Below are 17,986 nucleotides of genomic sequence, written 5' to 3'. Positions count from 1 at the left end.
CGTAATGCGCGGTCCGGAGGCATTCTGAGATGTAAGGCTTGACCCTTGTCCTGCCATCAAAGCGTCGGCAGGACAAGGGCAATGAGCGATGTTTGCGCTGACAAGGGAAATTTGCGGCGGCATCGGTTAGCCTTGGGCAATCTGATCGAGCCGTTTTGCCAACCCGGCAGGGTCGGCAAAGAATGGCGAATGACCACTGTCCAGGGTCGACACATCCGGGCGCGGCCAGTGCCTTGTCATTTCCCTTTGATACTCCGGAGGGATCGTCCGGTCATCGGTGCAGATGATGTAATGCTTTGGTATGTTTGCATAATTATCCCCGGTTTCCACCGAGACCGAAGTTGGTTGCGTGGCTTGAATGCACAGTTTTGACCCGGCATATCCGACTGTTTCGGCGGGGCAATCGTGATAGAACAGATCGCGGATTCTCGTGGGATCGACGGTCCAGCCTTGGCGGTCTTGGGTGCGCCGGATCGCGGGCAGAAGCGGTTGCGAGGGGGCCTGCTTGCGCATGTCCGCCAGCGACAGGCCGGGCTGTGGAACATAGGCGCACAGATAGATTAATTGGAGAAAATTCAAAGGGTTACGGTCGGCGGCAAGGGTGATCGGGTAGCCGCCCATCGAATGGCCGACCACGATCATCGGACGATCCAGCGCCGCAACAATGGCATCCGCATAGAGATCGAGCGTAACCTGTTGATATGGCGTGTTATCTTCGCCATGCCCCGGCAGGTCAATGGCCCGCGCCCGATGACCCAGAGCCGCCAGTTCGGGGATCACATCGCGCCAACACCACGCCCCGTGCCCGGCTCCGTGGACCAAAAGAAAATCCGCCATTTCATCGCCTTTCATCCCCCGACCCGCCGGGTAGGGGGCGGGGCAGGCGTACAGAAGTTCAAGGACATTTGTGCAATATGTACCGCGTATTGATACAAATCCCCCCAGCCCGGCGCAAGCGGCGGAGAAGATCGTGCGGCGGCCCTGACGGGCAATCCGTGCTATCGCGCTTGCACGGTGTTTTGCCGCTGGCCGGAGGACACGGCATGAAAGTAGAAGTCGAGCATCGCGTCGAGAGAGGTTGGATTTCGCTGAAGGCGGCTGCGCAGAGCGGCCCCTTCCCAGCAATCCACCAGCAGGTCGGCCATTTCCTGCACATTGCTGTCCTCGGGGATGTCATGGCGTTTTCGCGCTTCTTCAAGGCATCCGGCCACGCGTTTGGCAATCGCGGCGAAACATTTTGCGATCTTGTCCCGAAATACTTCGCTGACCCCGGACAATTCCTGACCAAGCCCGCCGAGCAGGCATCCCATGTAGCCTTCTTCGCGATAGGAGACCTGTGTCTTTTCGAAGAAATCCCGGACCCGCATCAGCGGCGGGCGGTCGGGGTTGGTGAGGCAGGCATCGAGGCCGGCGTGAACCTGCGTCATGTAGCTGTCGACAACCTTCAGGGCGAAGTCTTCTTTACCTTTGAAGTGATGGTAGAACGATCCTTTTGGAATCCGCGTCTCTGTCAGCAGAGCCTGAATTCCCAGATCGTTATAGCCATGCTTGAGAAGCATCCGAAGCCCAGCGTCGATCAACCTTTGTTTGGTTGAATGGATTGGCGCAACTTTCGTTGTGCCCTGTGTTGCTTTGTCGTTCATAGAGCACTTCTGTGGTTGTGCAGTCGCTGGGCTGAATGCCGAAGGCGGTCTAGCCCTTGGTCATTTCAATCATATGATTGATCACATTGCTATGCTCGTGTTGTGGGCTGAACATGACGATTTCAGCATCTGCGTCCACCTTCACGTTATGGCCGGGAGGCCAGTAGAAAAGATCATTGGTACTGACCGTTTCCTGAACCCCCGCCGCATCGGTCGTTGTCAGTTGCCCTTGCAACACATAGCCCCAATGCGGCGATTGGCAGAGATTGCCTTCTAACCCCTGAAACAGTGGCGTGGTGTCTACCCCCGCAGACAGGGTGAAGTATTCGCCGCTGATCTTTCCGAGCCCGGTCGCGTCCCCGAAATTCTTGTGTTGACGGATCACGGCCCCTGGAATTTGCATCTTGATATCAACTTTTTCCTTGGCAATGCGCATGACAGCACCTCCCTTTTTAAGTAATTAGACCAATCGGTCTAATTAAGGGTACGCTCTGTGCCGAATTTGTCAATGATACTGTATTGCGCCCCCAGGATGCAGGGCCGCTCCACTATGGTTGGCGGTCTTGAAACCGCAACACCCGCTTCTTGCGCATCCCGGCTGGTTTCATGTTGAGGCGCAAGTTTCCGTGCGGATCGGTTCGACGCTCCCAAGACGCTGTCATGCGATGTCAGTCTGTTGTCGCAATCCACAAGTGCCCCTGCGCCAGCTCTTCAGCGATCCTGCGCTCAGGCAATCAAGCCGCGCCGGGTTTATCGGCGATTTCCATCTGCGCCCAGCGGGCATTGAACAGGTCGCTGAAATCGGAATCATACCCGCGCGGGAACACGTGTTTTCGGATGAACGCCCGGTCTGAAAACAGCAGCTTGGACTGATTTTCGATTTCGCGGTCGACATCGGTCTGGGTCAGCAATTTGTTCTTACTGGCGATCCACATGTTATAGGGCACGTTGATCTTGATGAAATAGATGCACATTTTCTTGACTTCGGGAGGCGTCAGCCCGTCGAAGATATGGTTGCTTGCTTCAAGATCCTGCAAATCCTGATCCGCCAGCACGGCCAGATTGTAATCGCGCCAATCATTCTGAATCGTTCGGGTGACTTCGTTTCGTTCCGAATTTTTGGTCCAATGATAAACAAGCCAGGCCAAAATCGCCGTGGCCCCGGCGCCGGTGGCGTTGACCAGCAATGAAATCCAGTCGAAGATTTCAGTTCCTAAGTATTCCATGATCCCTCGGGTCCGTTTTCGTGCCGCGCGACTGACTGTCCCCCGGTTTTGCCATGTTTGCGGTGCGGGGTGTAGAAAAATTCGAATGGACCGTCAGAGGCGGACACGGAAGGTTTTGTTTCAAAATCCCCGGCAAACCGGATAGGCCAGCACAAGAACCGTTGCGCAAACCCGGGGGAGCCATGTCGAAAGCCATGAAAATCGATCGCTATGACATCGCGATCCTGCGCGAATTGCAGATCAATGGCCGGATCACCAAGACCAAGCTGGCAGAGCGGGTGAACCTGTCGCCCAGCCCGTGCTGGGAACGGTTGAAGAAACTGGAAGATGCCGGGCTGATCACCGGCTATCGCGCGATGGTCGATATTCGCGCCATCGCGCCGGTGACGGAGGTGTTGGTCGAAATCACCTTGATGGGCCACAAATCCGACGATTTTCGGCTGTTCGAAACCGCCATTCAGGACGCGCCGCAGGTGCAGGCCTGTTGGGCCACCGGCGGCGGCATTGATTACATCATGCGGGTCGTGGTGTCGGATGTGGATGCCTATCAGCGGCTGATGGACGATTTTTTGGACCGCGATATCGGGATCGAACGGTATTTCGGATATATCGTCACCAAGACGGTGAAGAACGCGCCCGATCCATTGCCGTGAGCGGCGCAGATAATTCTTCTGCCAAAGCCGGGAAACCTTGCGGTTTTTCCTGATCAGGCCATTCAGAAAAAATACATTTTCTGCGTTGTTCCTCTTACCCTCGGGTTGACTGTGAAACCCTGTTTCAACCGAGGTAAGCCAATGATCCAAGATAGAGCGCAGACCGGAATCGCGGTGGACGATGGCAAGCTTGTGCGGTCGTTTTCCTATGTTGGCGGCAAATGGACCAGCGCGGCGGATGGCGCGGTGCTGCGCGTGACCGACCCGGCCAATGGCGCGCTGATCGGCGAGGTCGCCGCACTTTCTGCGGGGGAAAGCACCGGGGCGGTCGATGCGGCGCAGGCGGCGTTTGCGGGCTGGTCCGGGATGTTGCCGCAGGAACGGTCCGACATCCTGCGCCGCTGGTTCGACTTGATCGTCGCGCATAAGGAAGACCTGGCGCGGATCATGGTGGCCGAACAGGGCAAGCCTTTGTCCGAAGCGCGTGGTGAAATCGATTATGGCGCGTCCTTCGTCGAATTCTATGCCGAGGAATCCAAGCGCCCGAATATCGAAGGCGTGACCAGTCATCTGCACAGTGCCGAGGTCGAGCTGTGGCTGGAACCGGTCGGGGTGGTGGCGTTGATCACGCCGTGGAATTTCCCGATGGCGATGCTGACCCGCAAGGCGGCGGCGGCGCTGGCCGCCGGGTGCAGCGTGGTCGCACATCCGTCGGGCGAAACGCCGTTTTCGGCGCTGGCCTTGGCCGAACTGGCCGAACGGGCGGGGGTTCCGCCCGGCGTGTTCAACGTGGTGACCGGGTCTGCGCCGACGGTGGTGCCGCCGTGGACGGCTGACCATCGGGTGCGGGCGTTGTCGTTCACCGGATCGACCGAGGTGGGGCGGCTGCTATATCGCAATTCGGCCGACACGGTGAAGAAGCTGGTGTTGGAACTGGGCGGGCACGCGCCGGTCATCGTGTTCAAGGGGGTTGATCTGGATCATGCCGTGGCCGAGGCGATCAAGGCCAAGTTCGCCACCTCGGGGCAGGATTGTCTGGGGGCGAACCGGATTTTCGTCGAACGGCCGATCTATGACGAATTCTGCACCCGGTTCACGGCGGCGGCGCAGGCGCTGACGGTCGGCGCGGGCATCGACGATCCCGATATCGGACCGTTGATGAACGAAAACGCCATCGCCAAACAACAGGAACATGTGGCGGATGCGCTGGCCAAGGGGGCGACGCTGCGCTGTGGCGGTGACATACACGCCGCCGGACCGCTGTTTTATCAACCGACGGTGTTGATCGACGTGCCTGACGACGCGTTGGTCCTGCGCGAAGAAACCTTTGGCCCGGTCGCGGCGATCCTGCCGTTTGACAGCGAAGACGAGGTGGTGGCGCGTGCCAATGACACCGAATACGGGCTGATCGCTTATCTGCACAGCCACGACCCGCGCCGGATCTACCGGATCAGCCGGGCGCTGCAATACGGCATGGTGGCGGTGAACCGCACCAAGGTCACCGGTGCGCCGATCCCGTTCGGCGGTACCAAGCAATCCGGTCTGGGCCGCGAAGGGGCGCGGCGCGGAATGGAGGAATTCATGGAGATCAAATACGTCTGCCGCGACTGGGCGTGAGAAGATAAAGGACAAGGACAAGAAGATGCTGAAAAACGATCAACTGGACGCCTGGGACCGCGAAAACTTCTTTCATCCCTCGACCCATCTGGCGGAATTCGCCCGCGGGAACCTGCCGCAGCGGATCATCACCGGCGGGTCGGGTTGCCATATCGAGGACCGCGACGGCAATCGGTTGCTGGATGCCTTTGCCGGGCTGTATTGCGTCAATGTCGGTTATGGCCGCCCCGAAATCGCCGAGGCGATTGCCGCGCAAGCCAAGGAATTGGCCTATTACCACGCCTATGTCGGGCATGGCACCGAGGCGTCGATCACGCTGGCCAAGATGATCCTCGACCGGGCACCGGATAACATGTCCAAGGTGTATTACGGGTTGAGCGGGTCGGATGCCAATGAGACCAACATCAAGCTGGTCTGGTACTACAACAATATCCTGGGCCGTCCCGAGAAGAAGAAAATCATTTCGCGCTGGCGCGGCTATCACGGATCGGGATTGATGACCGGGTCGTTGACCGGTCTGGGGCTGTTTCATCGCAAATTCGACCTGCCTCTGTCCCAAGTGGTGCATACCGAAGCGCCGTATTATTTCCGCCGTGACAACCTTGATCAGACCGAGGAACAGTTCGTTGCCCATTGCGTGGCCGAATTGGAGGCACTGATCGCGCGCGAAGGTGCCGACACCATCGCCGCGTTTATCGGTGAACCGGCGCTGGGCACTGGCGGGTTGGTGCCGCCGCCCGAAGGGTATTGGACGGCGATTCAGGCGGTTCTGGACCGTCATGATATTTTGCTGATCGCCGACGAGGTGGTGACCGGATTTGGTCGCTTGGGGTCGATGTTCGGGTCGGACCATTGCGGCATCAGGCCCGACATCATCACCATCGCCAAGGGGCTGACTTCGGCCTATGCGCCGCTGTCGGGGTCGATCCTGTCGGACAAGGTTTGGAAAATACTGGAACAGGGCACCGACGAAAACGGCGCGATCGGGCACGGTTGGACCTATTCGGCGCATCCGATCGGGGCGGCGGCGGGGGTTGCCAACCTGAAACTGCTGGACGATCTGAAGCTGGTGCAGAACGCGGCCGACACCGGGGCCTATTTCAAACAGGCGTTGATGGATGCGGTCGGCGATCACCCCAATGTCGGCGAGGTGCGCGGCGAAGGGTTGCTGTGCGCGGTCGAATTCGTCGAAGACCGCACCGACCGGGTCTATTTCGATCCCGCCCAAACCGTGGGGGCCAAGATCAACGCGGCACTGCTGAACCGCAAGATCATTTCGCGCGCCATGCCCGAGGGCGATATCCTTGGATTCGCGCCGCCATTCTGCCTGAGCCGGGAAGAAGCCGATGAAATCGCGGGCAAGCTGAAAGAGGCGGTGGCCGAGGTTCTGGGCTAGCCGCGCTGGGGCTGTCCCTCGCGGGGGGACAGCCCGTCAAGGGCCGCGATGCCGGGCAGGCGGGGCTGTCAGGCGTCGAGGTTTTGGGCCGCTTCGGCAATCCGGGTGCAGACGCGGGCGGCGTCGCCGATATCATGCGCCAAAAGCAGCGCCAGCTTGGCGAGGAACAGGTCGGTTTTATCCCCGACCGCGTCAAGCTGTTCGGCAAGCGCTTCGTAGACGGTTTCGACATCAACGGGGGTCATGTGGTTTCTCCTGCGGTCGAAAGGGCGAAGGCGTGGCGGATTGCGGCGGGAGTGGCATCGGCCCAGCGGGCGGCGATATGGCCATCGGGCCGCACCAGATAGGCGCTTGTCGCGGTGGCGGCCAGCGTTTCGGCGGCTTGCGATCCGGGGGGCAGCAGCACTTGGGTCAGGTCGAGATCGGCCAGACCGGCGTTGAGATCGGGATCGAAAGCGATCAGGCTGAAGCCGGGTCCAAGCCGGTCGGACAGGAAGCCGTCACCGACGCGGGCTTCGGGCAGCGGTGCGCCGGGCACCGGGCCACCGTCGAAATCCGGATCGTCGGGCGACACGATCGGGCTGTCGGCATAGCTGTAGGGGGTCATCTGGCGCGGGTTGGCCAGTTCCCCGGCAAAGGGATGATCCAGCGCGAGGTTCAGCGCGGCATCGCGCATCAGCGCCCAACCCTTGGTCGGCGGGGTCATGAACCGCGCCGATTTCGACGCGTTGGCAAACACGTCAAGCGTGGCACCGCGCCGTTCGGGTGTGTAGCTGTCCAGCAGCGCCGGTCCGGCCTGTCCCTGAATCACACGGGCCAGTTTCCACGCGATATTGTCGGCATCGGCAATGCCGTTATTAAGCCCGCGCACCCCGAAGATCGGCACGATATGGGCGCTGTCGCCGATGAAGAAAATCCGCCCGTCGCGGTAATCGTCCAAAGCCAGCGTGTTGGCGGAATAGATGCTCCACCATTCCAGATCCCAATCGCCGGTATAGCCGAGTTCATCGAGAACCGCCGCCACCGATCCGCGCACGTTTTCTTCGCGGACCGCGTCGGTTTCGTCTTCGCCGTCGCGCAGTTGATAATCGATCCGCCAGATATTGTCGGGCTGTTTATGGACAAGGATGGTGCCGCCCCGCCTGCAATCGGGATCGAACAGGGCGCGGCGGATGGTGGGATAGTCGTGATCCATCTGCACGTCGGCGATGACATAGCGGCCTTCGAAATTGTCGCCCTTCAGGCGCAGCCCGCGCAGGGTGCGGACGGTGCTGCGGGCCCCATCGGCGGCCAGCAGCCAAGCGGCGGTGATGTCATAGCTGCCTTTTGGGTCGCGCACGGTTAGCCGCACGCCGTTTTCGGTGTCTGTGACGCCGGTGACTTCGCTTTGCCAACGGGTATCGATCAGCGGGTCGCGCGCGATGGCATCCCACAGGTATTGTTCGATATATTGCTGTTCGATGTTGTACATCGGGCGGTATTTTTCGCGCGGGCTGTCGGGCATGTCGAATTCGAGGATCTGATGGCCACGGTAGAAGCTGCGCCCGGTGGTCCAGCCCAGCGATTTTTCAAGAAACGGGGCAACCGCGCCAAGCCGGTCGAGAATGTGATAGGATTGGCGTGCGACGCAGATCGCGCGGCTGCCATCGTTGAAGCTGTCCTTGGCGTCGAACACGACCGAGGCGATGCCTTGGCGCGCCAGTGCCAGCGCGGCGGTCATGCCGACCGGACCGGCGCCGACGATGGCGACCGGGGTCGGGTCGGTCAAGCGATCCCGCGCAGCGGGTGGGTCGAAATGCGGGTAGTCGAAGTAAAGCGAATCCGTTTCGGCGCGTCCGGCGGGTCTCATCTGGGTTCTCCTGTGGTCTGTGCGGTGGTTTACAAAACCGCAGGTGGGGCTGTCTGTCCTCTTTGTGGGAGGACATGCTATGACGGAGGCATGACCGCGCTTGCCCAGCATATCGACACCTGCCTTGCCGCGCTGGGACGCGACGGTTTCGCGCCTGCGTTTGCCGATTTCGTGGAAACGCTTGGCGTCGATCAGATCATGGTTTTCGCCATCGAGGGCGACCGGGCGCGGTGCCTGTTGTCGCGCCATTTCAGCCATGGGGCCTTGGCGGGGAAATTGGCCGCGACCTATCTGGACGGTTGGTTTTTGCAAGACCCGCTGTTGCCCGCGCTGCGGCAGGCGGCGGCGGGGACGGTCACGCTGTACCGGCTGGAGGACTTCGCGCAGCGGATGGGCGCGGAATACCGGCGGGTATTCTTTGATGCGCCGGGATTGGCGGCCAAGACCACGATGGTGGCGGTGGGCGACCGGCTGCGGCTGTTTGTCAGCCTGTATCACACCGGTGACGGGACCGAATGCGCGCCCGATCTGGCCCGGCTGGCCGGGCGGTTGGCGCTGATGCATTTCGAACGCGCGGCGCAAAGCGACACACCGGAACCGCTGGCGGTGCTGAGCGACCGGGAACGCGCGGTCTGTCTGGGCATCTTGTCGGGGCGCAAGGCCGATCTGATCGCCGCCGATCTGGGGGTCGCGGCGTCGACCGTGGTGACCTATCGCAAACGCGCCTATGGCAAGCTGGGCATCACGTCACGGGCGGGATTGTTCGCGATCTGCGGCAAGTAGGGCAAGCCGGGGCAAGGCCGGGCTTGCCCCAAGCGCGATCAGACGAAATCAATGCCCTGATTGAACGGCAAGGCGCGCAACCGCTGGCCGGTGGCGGCGAAGATCGCATTGGCCAGCGCCGGGGCGGCGGGTGGAACCGGGGGTTCGCCGATACCGCGTACATGCGGGCCGTTTTCCAAGCCTTTGACAAAGATTTCGGGGCATTGTGCCATCCGCATGGCTTCGGCATCCCAGTAGTTGGATTGTTCGGCCATGCCGTCAGCATAGGTGATCTGACTGTTCATCGCGTGACCAAGGCCGAAAATCACGCCGCCCTGCACCAGATTTTCGAAATTGACCGGATCGACCACCCGACCGACTTCGGCGGCGACCCAGACCTTGTCGATGCGAATGCCGTTTTCGGTATTTGTCACCTCGACCACTTCGGCGGTGGGCACGCCGAAGCTTTCGACAAAGGCGACGCCGCGGCCTTTGTTGGCGGCCAGTTCGCCACCCCAGGATGACATTTCGGCCACCGTTTCCAGCACCCTGCGCGACAGGTCGTGCCCCATCAGCCGAATGCGTTCTTCCATCGGGTCGGCCCCGGCGCGGTGGATCAGTTCGTCAAGGAAACTGTCAAAGAAGAACCCGGCCCCTGCGGCCCCGACCGACCGCCACGACGACACCGGCGCCAATTCCGGCACCCGGTAGCCACGCACCCGCAGATGCGCCAGCGCATAGGGATTGTTCCACGCGCCCGCCACGATCTGCATATCCGGTCCCGGCACAGGCAGGCCGGCGCGGCCCATTTGCGACGACATCACCGAAGGTGAGGCGATATCCAGATCCATTGCCACCACTTTGCCATCCGCCACCGTGCCGGTGCCGCGCGCCATGGCGATATGGCGGGGGAAGTCATGGGCGAAATCTTCTTCCCGGCTATAGGTCAGTTTGACCGGCGTGCCGCGCATCTGATTGGCGATTTCGGTGGCTTGCTTGATGAATTCGAATTCCAGCCGGTGACCGAAACTGCCGCCGATGAATTGATTGTGGAACCGGACTTGAGCGGCTTTGTGGCCGGTGATCTTGGCCACGATCTGTTGCAATTGGCGCGGAATCTGATTGCCGGACCAGACATCGACCGCGTCATCGGTCACTTTGACAACCGCATTGAGCGGTTCCAGCGGTTGATGCGCCACGTAGGGCGACCGGTATTCGGCGGCAACGACGCTGCCCTTGGCCAGTTCGGTTTCAACATCGCCGTCATCGCGCCAAGTCTTGTCGAGACGATCCTTGGTAAAGGAATTGCCGATTTCGGTCCAGTGATCGTCCTGTTCGGCGGGATAGGGGGCCGGACCCCAGTCGAATTCGATCGCCTGCGCCGCCTGAAAGGCGCGCCATGTGTTGTCGGCGATCACCGCGACACCGCCGGTGATCGGCAGGACTTTTTGCACCCCGCGCATGGATTGCGCCGCCGCAGCGTCATAGCCCGCAAGCGCGCCGCCCTGACGCGGGTTCATTTTTACGGCTGCATGGACCATGCCGTCGATCTTCAGATCGATGCCATAGGTTTGGGTGCCGGTGACCTTGGCGGTCATGTCGAGCCGGTGCATCGGTTTGCCGATCAGCCGCCATTGGCCGGGATCGCGCAGGTGGGCATCGCGCACCGGGTCCAGCGTGGCAGCGATGGCGGCCAGTTCGGTATATTTCAGGTCCGTTCCATCGGGCAGTTGCACCGCGCCCTGCGCTGTTTTCAACTGTGCCACGGGCACGCCGGATTTCTGGGCGGCTGCCAGTTTCAGCGTTTCGCGCGCCATTGCCCCGGCGCGGCGCAGCTTGTCGAAACTGTCGGGGATGGTGCTGGAACCGCCGGTCAGTTGCATCCCCAGCAGCTTGATCCCGCCCGACATCACGTCCCGCATGGTTTCGGCGGTGAAGCTTTCATTGGTGGACATGAAGGGCACGCCTTCGCCGGCCATGGCGGTATTCCAGTAGGCCTTGTCGGGGGTGCCGAAGCTGATTTCAAACTGGCCGAAATCGAGATCCATTTCTTCCGCGATCAAGGCGGCTTGCGAAGACGCCACGCCTTGGCCCTTGTCGGCATGGGGACCGATCAGGGTGATCTTGTCAGCGTCGATCATCACCCAAGGGTTGAAGCTGGCGGCGCCATCGGCAAGAGCGTCCTGCAACGGATTGGCATAGGGGGTTTTGACCCGGTAAACGCCGAAAGCGACGCCGCCGACGATGGCGGTGGACCCGATCAGAAAGGTGCGGCGGGCAATTTTTCCTGCGCGGCTCATGATTATGCCTCCTGCAATTTGGCGGCGGCGGTTTTCACCGCGGCGCGGATGCGCGGATAGGTGCCGCAGCGGCACAGGTTGCCCGACATCGCGTCATCAATATCGCTGTCGGTCGGATTGGGGGTATTCGCCAACAGGTCGGCGGCCTGCATGATCTGGCCCGACTGGCAATAGCCGCATTGCGCCACCTGATGTTCGTCCCACGCCGCCTGCACCGCGTGCAGCGCGGCGGGATTGCCCAGACCTTCGATGGTGGTGACGGGCCCGTCGACATCGCCCACCGGGGTTTGACAGGAGCGCACCGCGACCCCGTCGATATGGACGGTGCAAGCCCCGCAAGCGGCGACGCCGCAGCCATATTTGGTGCCGGTCAGCCCGAGTTCATCGCGCAGCACCCAAAGCAGCGGCATGTCCGTTTCGACATCGATTTCGTGCGCGGTTCCGTTCACGACCAGTTTCATCTGCATTCCTCCCGGCGCAATATATCCTTACTGCCAAGATAGCGCAGCAAATGGATTGTAAAACTCGCATATCGCGCCATTGTTATAACCGACTGCGACAAGCCCGTGGCGTGATATGGTATCGGCGCGGGCAAGATGGGTAATCTTGCCCGAAGTCGGAAGAAAGGTCAGCCCGAAGATGCGCCAGAACAAACGCTATCCGATCGCCAAGCATATGCGACAGTTCTGCACCATGCTGAAGCTGGATGAAACCCGGCTGTTGCGGCGGGTCGGGTTGGCACCGGATTTTCTTGACCATGAAGGCAAGGGGGTGACGGCGCGGGAATTCTATGCGCTTTGGCAGGCCGGGTTCGACGAGGCCAAGCACGACGACGTGGCGTTGAACCTGGGGCGGCAATTCGCCCAAGCGCCTTATGTGGCAGCGATACTGGCGTTTTCATGCAGCCCGAATATCGAAATTGGCCTGACCCGGTTATCGCTGTTCAAACCCTTGGTGGCGCCGGTTCGGTTGCAGGTGCGGCGCAGCGGCGGACAGGTCGAGATCACCATCGCATCGGCCGACCCGGAGGTGGTAATGCCGCCGGTCGTAGCGGCGTTCGAATTGGTTTATTTTCTGGAATGCGCCCGCCGTTTTACCGCCGAACATATCGTGCCGGTCGCCATTCACATGCCGCAAATAGCTGGGTCGGATCAGGCATATAACGCGTTTTTCGGGGTGGATGCGCAACTTGGTGATGCTGCCAGGATGGTGTTGAGCGCCGAAGATGCCGAACGCCCGCTATTGTCGCAGAACGACGATTTCTGGGCAATGCTGGAAATCGACCTGCACCGGCAATTGGCCGAACAGCAAGAGGAATCGTCGGTCGCCAACCGGGTGCGGGCGACGCTGCTGGACCTGCTGCCCAGCGGCAATGCGTCCGCCGATGCGGTCTGTGCCCGGCTCAATATCAGCAAACGCAGCCTGCAACGATATCTGAAAGCCGAGGGCGAAACATTCCAGTCGGTGCTGGATGCGACCCGGTCGGAATTGTCGCTGCGTTATCTGTCGCAAGGGGATCTGAGCGTCGAGGAGATTTCTTTCCTGCTGGCCTATCGCGACCCGAATTCATTTTACCGGGCGTTTCAAGGCTGGACCGGCATGACGCCGATGCAGGCGCGCGGGCAAGTGATGCAATAACAGCCATTTGCAGCCGTTTGGGGCGGGGCCGTCAGCGGCCGCGTTGACAGGAAAAATTTCGCTCAATAGGGTCAATTTTATTTGAATTACAGGGCGTGGCCGACACTGCGCCCCTGCCCATTTTGAAGGACCGCGCCGATGCTGCGATCTGGCTTGCTTTGGTTTTTGGCTTATATTCTCATGCTTTGGCCGCTGCTTGCTTTTCACGGGCCGATCGTTTTCCCCGATACCGTGCCTTATCTGAAAGGGGCGGCGACCGGGCTGCAGATGGCGTTGGGGATCGAAACGACGCTGGTCGAGGCCAGCATGATGCCGGTGGCCGCAAATCCCGACGCGACAACAGGCGAAATAGCCGAAGACCCAAGCGGTGACGGGTCGGTGTCTTCGGCCCGATCACCGTGGTTTGGCGGGTTCCTTCTGATTGGGGTGGTGTTGGCTGATGGGGCCGGTCCGGTGCTGATACAGGCGGCGTTGGTGCTTGGCGTGATCGGGCTGACCTGCCGCAATGTGTTGGGGCGCAGCGATTTCGGGCCGGTCATTGCGGCGGGGTTGGCGCTGCTGACGCCGCTGGCGCTTTACACCGATTACCTGATGCCGGATCTGGCGGCGGGGGTGGCAATTTTGGCGCTGGCCAACCTGATGCTGTTCGACGATCGCATGGGGCGCGGGCAATGGGCGTTCTGGGCGGTGATGCTGACCGGGACGCTGTTGTTTCATGTCAGCCATGTCTTGGTCGCGGCGGTTTTGCTGGTGCTGTCGGCGCTGGTTGCGTGGCGCTGTTTCGGGCGGCTGCCAAGGCGCGGCATCGCCACCGTGCTGGCGGCTATCGCGATCTGCGTCGCCGGGCAGGCCGGGTTCAGCGCGATGGTTAAAAACCACTACGGCGCGGCCCCGATGCGGCCGCCCTTCCTGACCGCGCGATTGGTCGCGGATGGGCCGGGGTTCGAGTATCTGACGGAAAATTGCGCCACGGAGGCGTTTGCGATCTGCGCCTATCTGGACCGGATGCCGGGGGACGAACTGCGCGCGGGCCGGGGCACATGGTACAGCAATGTTCTGCTGTGGTCGGACGATCCGCAACAGGGCGTTTATGAAACCGCCAGCCCGGAAATGCGGGCGCGGCTGTCGGGGGAACAGATGCGGTTTACCCTTGCGGTGTTGCGTGCCGACCCGGTGGCGGTGATCGGTCACGGGCTGTCGAATGCGGTGCGGCAGTTTTTCCGCTGGCGGGTGGATGAAATCGGCGATCTGTATCCGGGCGGGTTCATCGCGGCCCCGCTGATCGATCCCGCGCCGTTGCTGAGCATCGGGCCAGGATTGGCGTTCGAGCCGGCCCGGTTAAGCCCGGTCTATCAGGTCAGTACCGGGCTTGCGCTGCTGGCCTGTGCGCTGCTTCTGGTGTTGATCGCGCGCTATCCGCGCGATGCGCAGGGCGGGCTGGGGCTGATGATCGTGATCTTGTTGGGTCTGGTTCTGAATGCCGGGGTGACCGGCACTTTGTCGGGGGTCGATGACCGCTATCAGACCCGGGTGGTCTGGCTGCTGGGGCTGGTGGTGGTGCTGGCCGTGGTGCAGTTGATCCGACGGGCGCGGGCCTAGTCCGAGGCGGCAGGCGTTTCGGGGTCGGTTGCGGGGTCGGTGTCGGTCGCGGCCGGGGGGGCTGCCGACAGCGCACCGTTTTGCCAATCGCCGGTGGCTTCCTGTCCGGTGGCATAGCGCATGGTGCCGGTGCCTTGGCGTTTGCCGTTCAGGAAGGTGCCTTCGTAGACATCGCCGTTGGAATAGGTGGCGATGCCACGGCCCGAAATTTCCCCGGCTTTCCATTCGCCGTCATAGCGGAACCCGTTGGACATGGTCAGTGCGCCGCGGCCATCGCGCTGACCGTCGGCGAAACCGCCCTCGTAGATGGTGCCATCGGGATAGGTCGCGGTGCCGGTGCCGTGGCGTTGGCCGTTTTGCCAGTCGCCTTCGTAGCGATAGCCATCGGCATAGGTCATCATGCCGAAGCCCTGATTGCGGGCGTTCACGAAGCCGCCTTCATAGGTGACACCGTTGGGATAGCTGGCCTTGCCCTGACCTTCGATCACCCCGGCGGCCCAGTCGCCTTCGTAGGTGGCGCCGTCGGGATAGGTGATCTTGCCGACGCCATCGGCCAGCCCATCGCGGAATTGACCGGTATAGACCGATCCGTCGGGATAAGTGACGGTGCCTTGGCCTTCGATCTGACCGGCGGTCCAGTTGCCGTCATAGCGGTAGCCGTCGGCACCGGTGAACACGCCGTGGCCGTGCCGTTTGTCGGCCTTGAAATCACCGATATAGGTGTCGCCATTGGCATAGGTTACCCGACCGCCGCCTTCGCGGCGGCCCCCGGCCAGCGTACCTTCGTAGACATCGCCATTGGGTTGGGTCAGCTTGCCCTTGCCGTTGATCTGACCGTCTTTCCACAGCCCGGTATAGATCAGCCCGTCCGGCATCGTCAGCGTGCCCTGACCTTCGCGAGCACCGCGTTGAACCTGACCTTCGTAGATGGCGCCATCGGGATATGTGATCTTGCCCAGACCTTCCTTGACGCCGTTGATCCAGTCGCCTTCATAGATATAGCCGCCGGGCGATTGCATCACCCCGCGACCATGGTGCATCGCGTTGAAGAACCCGCCTTCGTAGCGCACGCCATTGGCATAGATGGCGATGCCCTGACCGGTGATTTTGCCCGCCAGCCAGTCGCCTTCATAGGTGCCGCCATCGGTGAAGACGATAGTGCCGAATCCCTGGGGTTTGCCCTTTTCGAATGCGCCTTCATAGACCGATCCGTTGGGGAATCGCGCGACGCCCTTGCCCTTGATTTCGCCATCGACCCAATCGCCGGTATATTCATAGCCATTGGGCAGCCGGTAAGTGCCTTCGCCATGTTGCAGCCCGTTGCGGAACGTGCCTTCGTAGACGCCGCCATCGTCATATTGCTTGGTCAGGACCTGACTGTCCTGCGCCTGTCCGATGCCCGCCACCAGTGTTGCGGTGCCAAGAAGGAGTGCAAAAACGATCTGCTTTTTCGTCATGTGGTATTCCCGACGCTGCTGTTGCGGTTCCATGCTGAAACAAGGGGGAAACTAGAGGACAGCCCGAGGGGTGACAATGTGTTTTGGCGCAAATCGGCTTTCCCTCGCCTGCTGATCTGATAAATCGGAAGGGCAGGCCATGAGGGAACAAAACATTGGCAGATAAATTTCGCCTGACAGTAGCGCAGCTCAATCCGACGGTCGGGGATTTGTCCGGCAATGCCGCCCAAGCGCGTGCGACCTGGGAACAGGCGCGGGCGGCGGGCGCCGACATGGTGGCGTTTCCTGAAATGTTTATCACCGGCTACAACACCCAGGACCTGGTGATGAAACCAGCCTTTCACCGGGCCGCCATCGCCGAGATCGACGCGCTGGCCACGGCCTGTGCCGACGGGCCTGCGATTGGCATCGGCGGGCCTTGGGTGGACGACGGCAAGCTGTATAACGCCTATTTCATTCTCAGCGGTGGCGCGGTGGTTCACCGGGTGTTGAAACACCACCTGCCCAATGAAACCGTGTTCGACGAGGTGCGTCTGTATGATAGCGGGCCGCTGGCCGGGCCGTATTCGGTGGCTGGGGTGCGCATCGGCAGCCCGATCTGCGAAGATGCCTGGCATGAAGACGTGGCCGAAACCCTGGCCGAAACCGGGGCGGAATTCCTGCTGGTGCCGAATGGGTCGCCCTATTTTCGGGGCAAGCTGGAACTGCGGCAGAACCTGATGGTGGCGCGGGTGGTCGAAACCGGGTTGCCGTTGATTTACCTCAATCTGGCCGGTGGCCAGGACGATCTGGTCTTCGATGGCGGCACTTTCGCGTTGAATCCGGGTGGCGAACTGGCGTTGCAGATGCCGTTGTTCGACGAAGGCATTTCCCATGTCGATCTGATCCGGGGCGAAGCCGGGTGGCGGATCGAGCCCGGTGCCCGGGCCCATATCCCCGACGATATGGAACAAGATTACCGCGCCATGGTGGAAACCTTGCGCGATTATTGTCGCAAGACCGGGTTCGGCAAGGTGTTGCTGGGCCTGTCGGGCGGGATCGACAGCGCCATCGTGGCCACCATCGCTGCCGATGCTTTGGGACCACAAAACGTGCGCTGCGTGATGTTGCCGTCGGAATATACGTCGCAAGGATCGCTGGACGATGCCAAGGCGATGGCAGAAAATCTGGGCTGTCACTATGATTTCGTGCCGATTTCCGAAGGCCGCGACGCGATCAGCAACACTTTGGCACCGCTGTTTGCCGGTCGGGACGCGGATGTCACCGAGGAAAACATCCAGTCGCGGCTGCGCGGGTTGTTGTTGATGGCGCTGTCGAACAAGTTCGGCGAGATGTTGTTGACCACCGGCAATAAATCCGAGGTCGCGGTCGGCTATGCCACCATCTATGGCGACATGAACGGCGGCTATAACCCGATCAAGGACATGTACAAGACCCGGGTCTTTGCCACCTGCCGCTGGCGCAATGACAATCACCGCGATTGGATGAAGGGGCCGGCGGGCCCGGTGATCCCGGTGTCGATCATCGACAAACCGCCGAGCGCCGAATTGCGCCCCGATCAGAAGGACGAAGACAGCCTGCCGCCCTATGAGGTGTTGGATGCGATCCTGATGTTGCTGGTCGATGCCGAAGCATCGGTCGAGGATTGCGTGCGTGCGGGCTATGACCGGGCTGTGGTTAAACATGTGGAACATTTGCTTTATATCAGCGAATACAAGCGGTTCCAGTCCGCGCCGGGCACCCGGCTGAGCCCGCGTGCTTTCTGGATGGACCGGCGCTATCCGGTCGTCAACCGCTGGCGCGATCCGACCGGGGCGTGACCTGAAGGCGCGCCCGTTCCGGGCGC

16 protein-coding genes are annotated in these 17,986 nt (G+C 61.2%); 7 read left to right on the top strand and 9 right to left on the bottom strand.

Translation table 11 applies throughout. The features are described from left to right. Positions 1-126 precede the first annotated feature (126 nt). The 4 genes from TG4357_RS06065 to TG4357_RS06050 form a co-directional block, all read right to left on the bottom strand. Positions 127-837 carry an alpha/beta fold hydrolase gene (locus TG4357_RS06065; protein WP_058262402.1) on the bottom strand — a complete coding sequence of 237 codons (711 nt, stop codon included), beginning with the start codon at positions 835-837 and terminating at the stop codon, positions 127-129. Between the two features lie 161 nt (positions 838-998). Next, the gene (locus TG4357_RS06060) at positions 999-1,643 is read right to left on the bottom strand and encodes a TetR/AcrR family transcriptional regulator (RefSeq protein WP_074647038.1); all 645 of its coding nucleotides are present in this window, start codon (positions 1,641-1,643) and stop codon (positions 999-1,001) included. Positions 1,644-1,692: 49 nt separating this feature from the next. Further along, entirely contained in the window at positions 1,693-2,079 is a 387-nt protein-coding gene (locus TG4357_RS06055; protein ID WP_058261966.1) for a cupin domain-containing protein, read from the bottom strand. Between the two features lie 298 nt (positions 2,080-2,377). Further along, positions 2,378-2,869 (bottom strand): hypothetical protein, encoded by a 492-nt coding sequence (locus tag TG4357_RS06050; protein ID WP_058261965.1) that lies wholly within the window; start codon positions 2,867-2,869, stop codon positions 2,378-2,380. A gap of 182 nt (positions 2,870-3,051) precedes the next feature. On the opposite strand from TG4357_RS06050, the gene TG4357_RS06045 reads away from it, so the two are divergent. From TG4357_RS06045 to TG4357_RS06035, 3 genes are all read left to right on the top strand, one after another. Then, positions 3,052-3,522, top strand: a complete 471-nt coding sequence (locus TG4357_RS06045; protein WP_233487435.1) for an Lrp/AsnC family transcriptional regulator — start codon at positions 3,052-3,054, stop codon at positions 3,520-3,522. Between the two features lie 141 nt (positions 3,523-3,663). Beyond that, a complete protein-coding gene (locus tag TG4357_RS06040) occupies positions 3,664-5,139 on the top strand; it encodes an NAD-dependent succinate-semialdehyde dehydrogenase (protein ID WP_058261964.1) in 1,476 nt (491 codons plus the stop codon). A gap of 25 nt (positions 5,140-5,164) precedes the next feature. Beyond that, positions 5,165-6,535 (top strand): aminotransferase class III-fold pyridoxal phosphate-dependent enzyme, encoded by a 1,371-nt coding sequence (locus TG4357_RS06035; RefSeq protein ID WP_058261963.1) that lies wholly within the window; start codon positions 5,165-5,167, stop codon positions 6,533-6,535. A gap of 68 nt (positions 6,536-6,603) precedes the next feature. On the opposite strand, the gene TG4357_RS19270 is transcribed toward TG4357_RS06035, so the two are convergent. Then, positions 6,604-6,780: a DUF2783 domain-containing protein gene (locus TG4357_RS19270; RefSeq protein ID WP_139193665.1), complete on the bottom strand. Its 177-nt coding sequence runs from the start codon at positions 6,778-6,780 to the stop codon at positions 6,604-6,606. After that, positions 6,777-8,384, bottom strand: a complete 1,608-nt coding sequence (locus TG4357_RS06030; RefSeq protein WP_058261962.1) for an FAD-dependent monooxygenase — start codon at positions 8,382-8,384, stop codon at positions 6,777-6,779. The genes TG4357_RS19270 and TG4357_RS06030 overlap by 4 nt, the downstream gene beginning before the upstream one ends. A 90-nt stretch (positions 8,385-8,474) precedes the next feature. Between TG4357_RS06030 and TG4357_RS06025 the strand changes: the two genes are divergently transcribed. Next, a complete protein-coding gene (locus TG4357_RS06025) occupies positions 8,475-9,167 on the top strand; it encodes a helix-turn-helix transcriptional regulator (RefSeq protein ID WP_058261961.1) in 693 nt (230 codons plus the stop codon). 38 nt (positions 9,168-9,205) lie between these two features. Here the strand turns inward: TG4357_RS06025 and TG4357_RS06020 are convergent, their stop codons facing one another. Together TG4357_RS06020 and TG4357_RS06015 are read right to left on the bottom strand one after the other, a co-directional pair. After that, complete coding sequence (locus TG4357_RS06020) at positions 9,206-11,446, bottom strand: xanthine dehydrogenase family protein molybdopterin-binding subunit (RefSeq protein ID WP_058261960.1); 2,241 nt, start codon at positions 11,444-11,446, stop codon at positions 9,206-9,208. A gap of 2 nt (positions 11,447-11,448) precedes the next feature. Next, complete coding sequence (locus TG4357_RS06015; protein ID WP_058262399.1) at positions 11,449-11,907, bottom strand: (2Fe-2S)-binding protein; 459 nt, start codon at positions 11,905-11,907, stop codon at positions 11,449-11,451. 145 nt (positions 11,908-12,052) lie between these two features. Between TG4357_RS06015 and TG4357_RS06010 the strand changes: the two genes are divergently transcribed. Beyond that, positions 12,053-13,084 carry an AraC family transcriptional regulator gene (locus TG4357_RS06010; RefSeq protein ID WP_158509054.1) on the top strand — a complete coding sequence of 344 codons (1,032 nt, stop codon included), beginning with the start codon at positions 12,053-12,055 and terminating at the stop codon, positions 13,082-13,084. Between the two features lie 138 nt (positions 13,085-13,222). After that, positions 13,223-14,683: a hypothetical protein gene (locus tag TG4357_RS06005; protein WP_058261958.1), complete on the top strand. Its 1,461-nt coding sequence runs from the start codon at positions 13,223-13,225 to the stop codon at positions 14,681-14,683. Here TG4357_RS06005 and TG4357_RS06000 read toward each other — a convergent pair. After that, positions 14,680-16,140, bottom strand: coding sequence for an MORN repeat-containing protein (locus TG4357_RS06000; RefSeq protein WP_058261957.1), 1,461 nt, complete (start codon positions 16,138-16,140; stop codon positions 14,680-14,682). The two genes, TG4357_RS06005 and TG4357_RS06000, sit on opposite strands and share 4 nt — an antisense overlap. A 155-nt stretch (positions 16,141-16,295) precedes the next feature. Between TG4357_RS06000 and TG4357_RS05995 the strand changes: the two genes are divergently transcribed. Further along, positions 16,296-17,960 (top strand): NAD+ synthase, encoded by a 1,665-nt coding sequence (locus TG4357_RS05995; RefSeq protein ID WP_058261956.1) that lies wholly within the window; start codon positions 16,296-16,298, stop codon positions 17,958-17,960. Positions 17,961-17,986 lie beyond the last annotated feature (26 nt).

It is taken from the genome of Thalassovita gelatinovora (assembly GCF_001458355.1).
Classification (GTDB): Bacteria; Pseudomonadota; Alphaproteobacteria; order Rhodobacterales; family Rhodobacteraceae; genus Thalassobius; species Thalassobius gelatinovorus.
Note: the sequence above shows the minus strand (reverse complement) of the source record. Positions and strands in the feature narration are given on the sequence as shown.

Bases quoted from the DNA above. Each gene is read 5' to 3' on its own strand.
- TG4357_RS06065 (WP_058262402.1), bottom strand. From the start codon at position 837: ATGGCGGATTTTCTTTTGGTCCACGGAGCCGGGCACGGGGCGTGGTGT.
- TG4357_RS06060 (WP_074647038.1), bottom strand. From the start codon at position 1,643: ATGAACGACAAAGCAACACAGGGCACAACGAAAGTTGCGCCAATCCAT.
- TG4357_RS06055 (WP_058261966.1), bottom strand. From the start codon at position 2,079: ATGCGCATTGCCAAGGAAAAAGTTGATATCAAGATGCAAATTCCAGGG.
- TG4357_RS06050 (WP_058261965.1), bottom strand. From the start codon at position 2,869: ATGGAATACTTAGGAACTGAAATCTTCGACTGGATTTCATTGCTGGTC.
- TG4357_RS06045 (WP_233487435.1), top strand. From the start codon at position 3,052: ATGTCGAAAGCCATGAAAATCGATCGCTATGACATCGCGATCCTGCGC.
- TG4357_RS06040 (WP_058261964.1), top strand. From the start codon at position 3,664: ATGATCCAAGATAGAGCGCAGACCGGAATCGCGGTGGACGATGGCAAG.
- TG4357_RS06035 (WP_058261963.1), top strand. From the start codon at position 5,165: ATGCTGAAAAACGATCAACTGGACGCCTGGGACCGCGAAAACTTCTTT.
- TG4357_RS19270 (WP_139193665.1), bottom strand. From the start codon at position 6,780: ATGACCCCCGTTGATGTCGAAACCGTCTACGAAGCGCTTGCCGAACAG.
- TG4357_RS06030 (WP_058261962.1), bottom strand. From the start codon at position 8,384: ATGAGACCCGCCGGACGCGCCGAAACGGATTCGCTTTACTTCGACTAC.
- TG4357_RS06025 (WP_058261961.1), top strand. From the start codon at position 8,475: ATGACCGCGCTTGCCCAGCATATCGACACCTGCCTTGCCGCGCTGGGA.
- TG4357_RS06020 (WP_058261960.1), bottom strand. From the start codon at position 11,446: ATGAGCCGCGCAGGAAAAATTGCCCGCCGCACCTTTCTGATCGGGTCC.
- TG4357_RS06015 (WP_058262399.1), bottom strand. From the start codon at position 11,907: ATGAAACTGGTCGTGAACGGAACCGCGCACGAAATCGATGTCGAAACG.
- TG4357_RS06005 (WP_058261958.1), top strand. From the start codon at position 13,223: ATGCTGCGATCTGGCTTGCTTTGGTTTTTGGCTTATATTCTCATGCTT.
- TG4357_RS06000 (WP_058261957.1), bottom strand. From the start codon at position 16,140: ATGACGAAAAAGCAGATCGTTTTTGCACTCCTTCTTGGCACCGCAACA.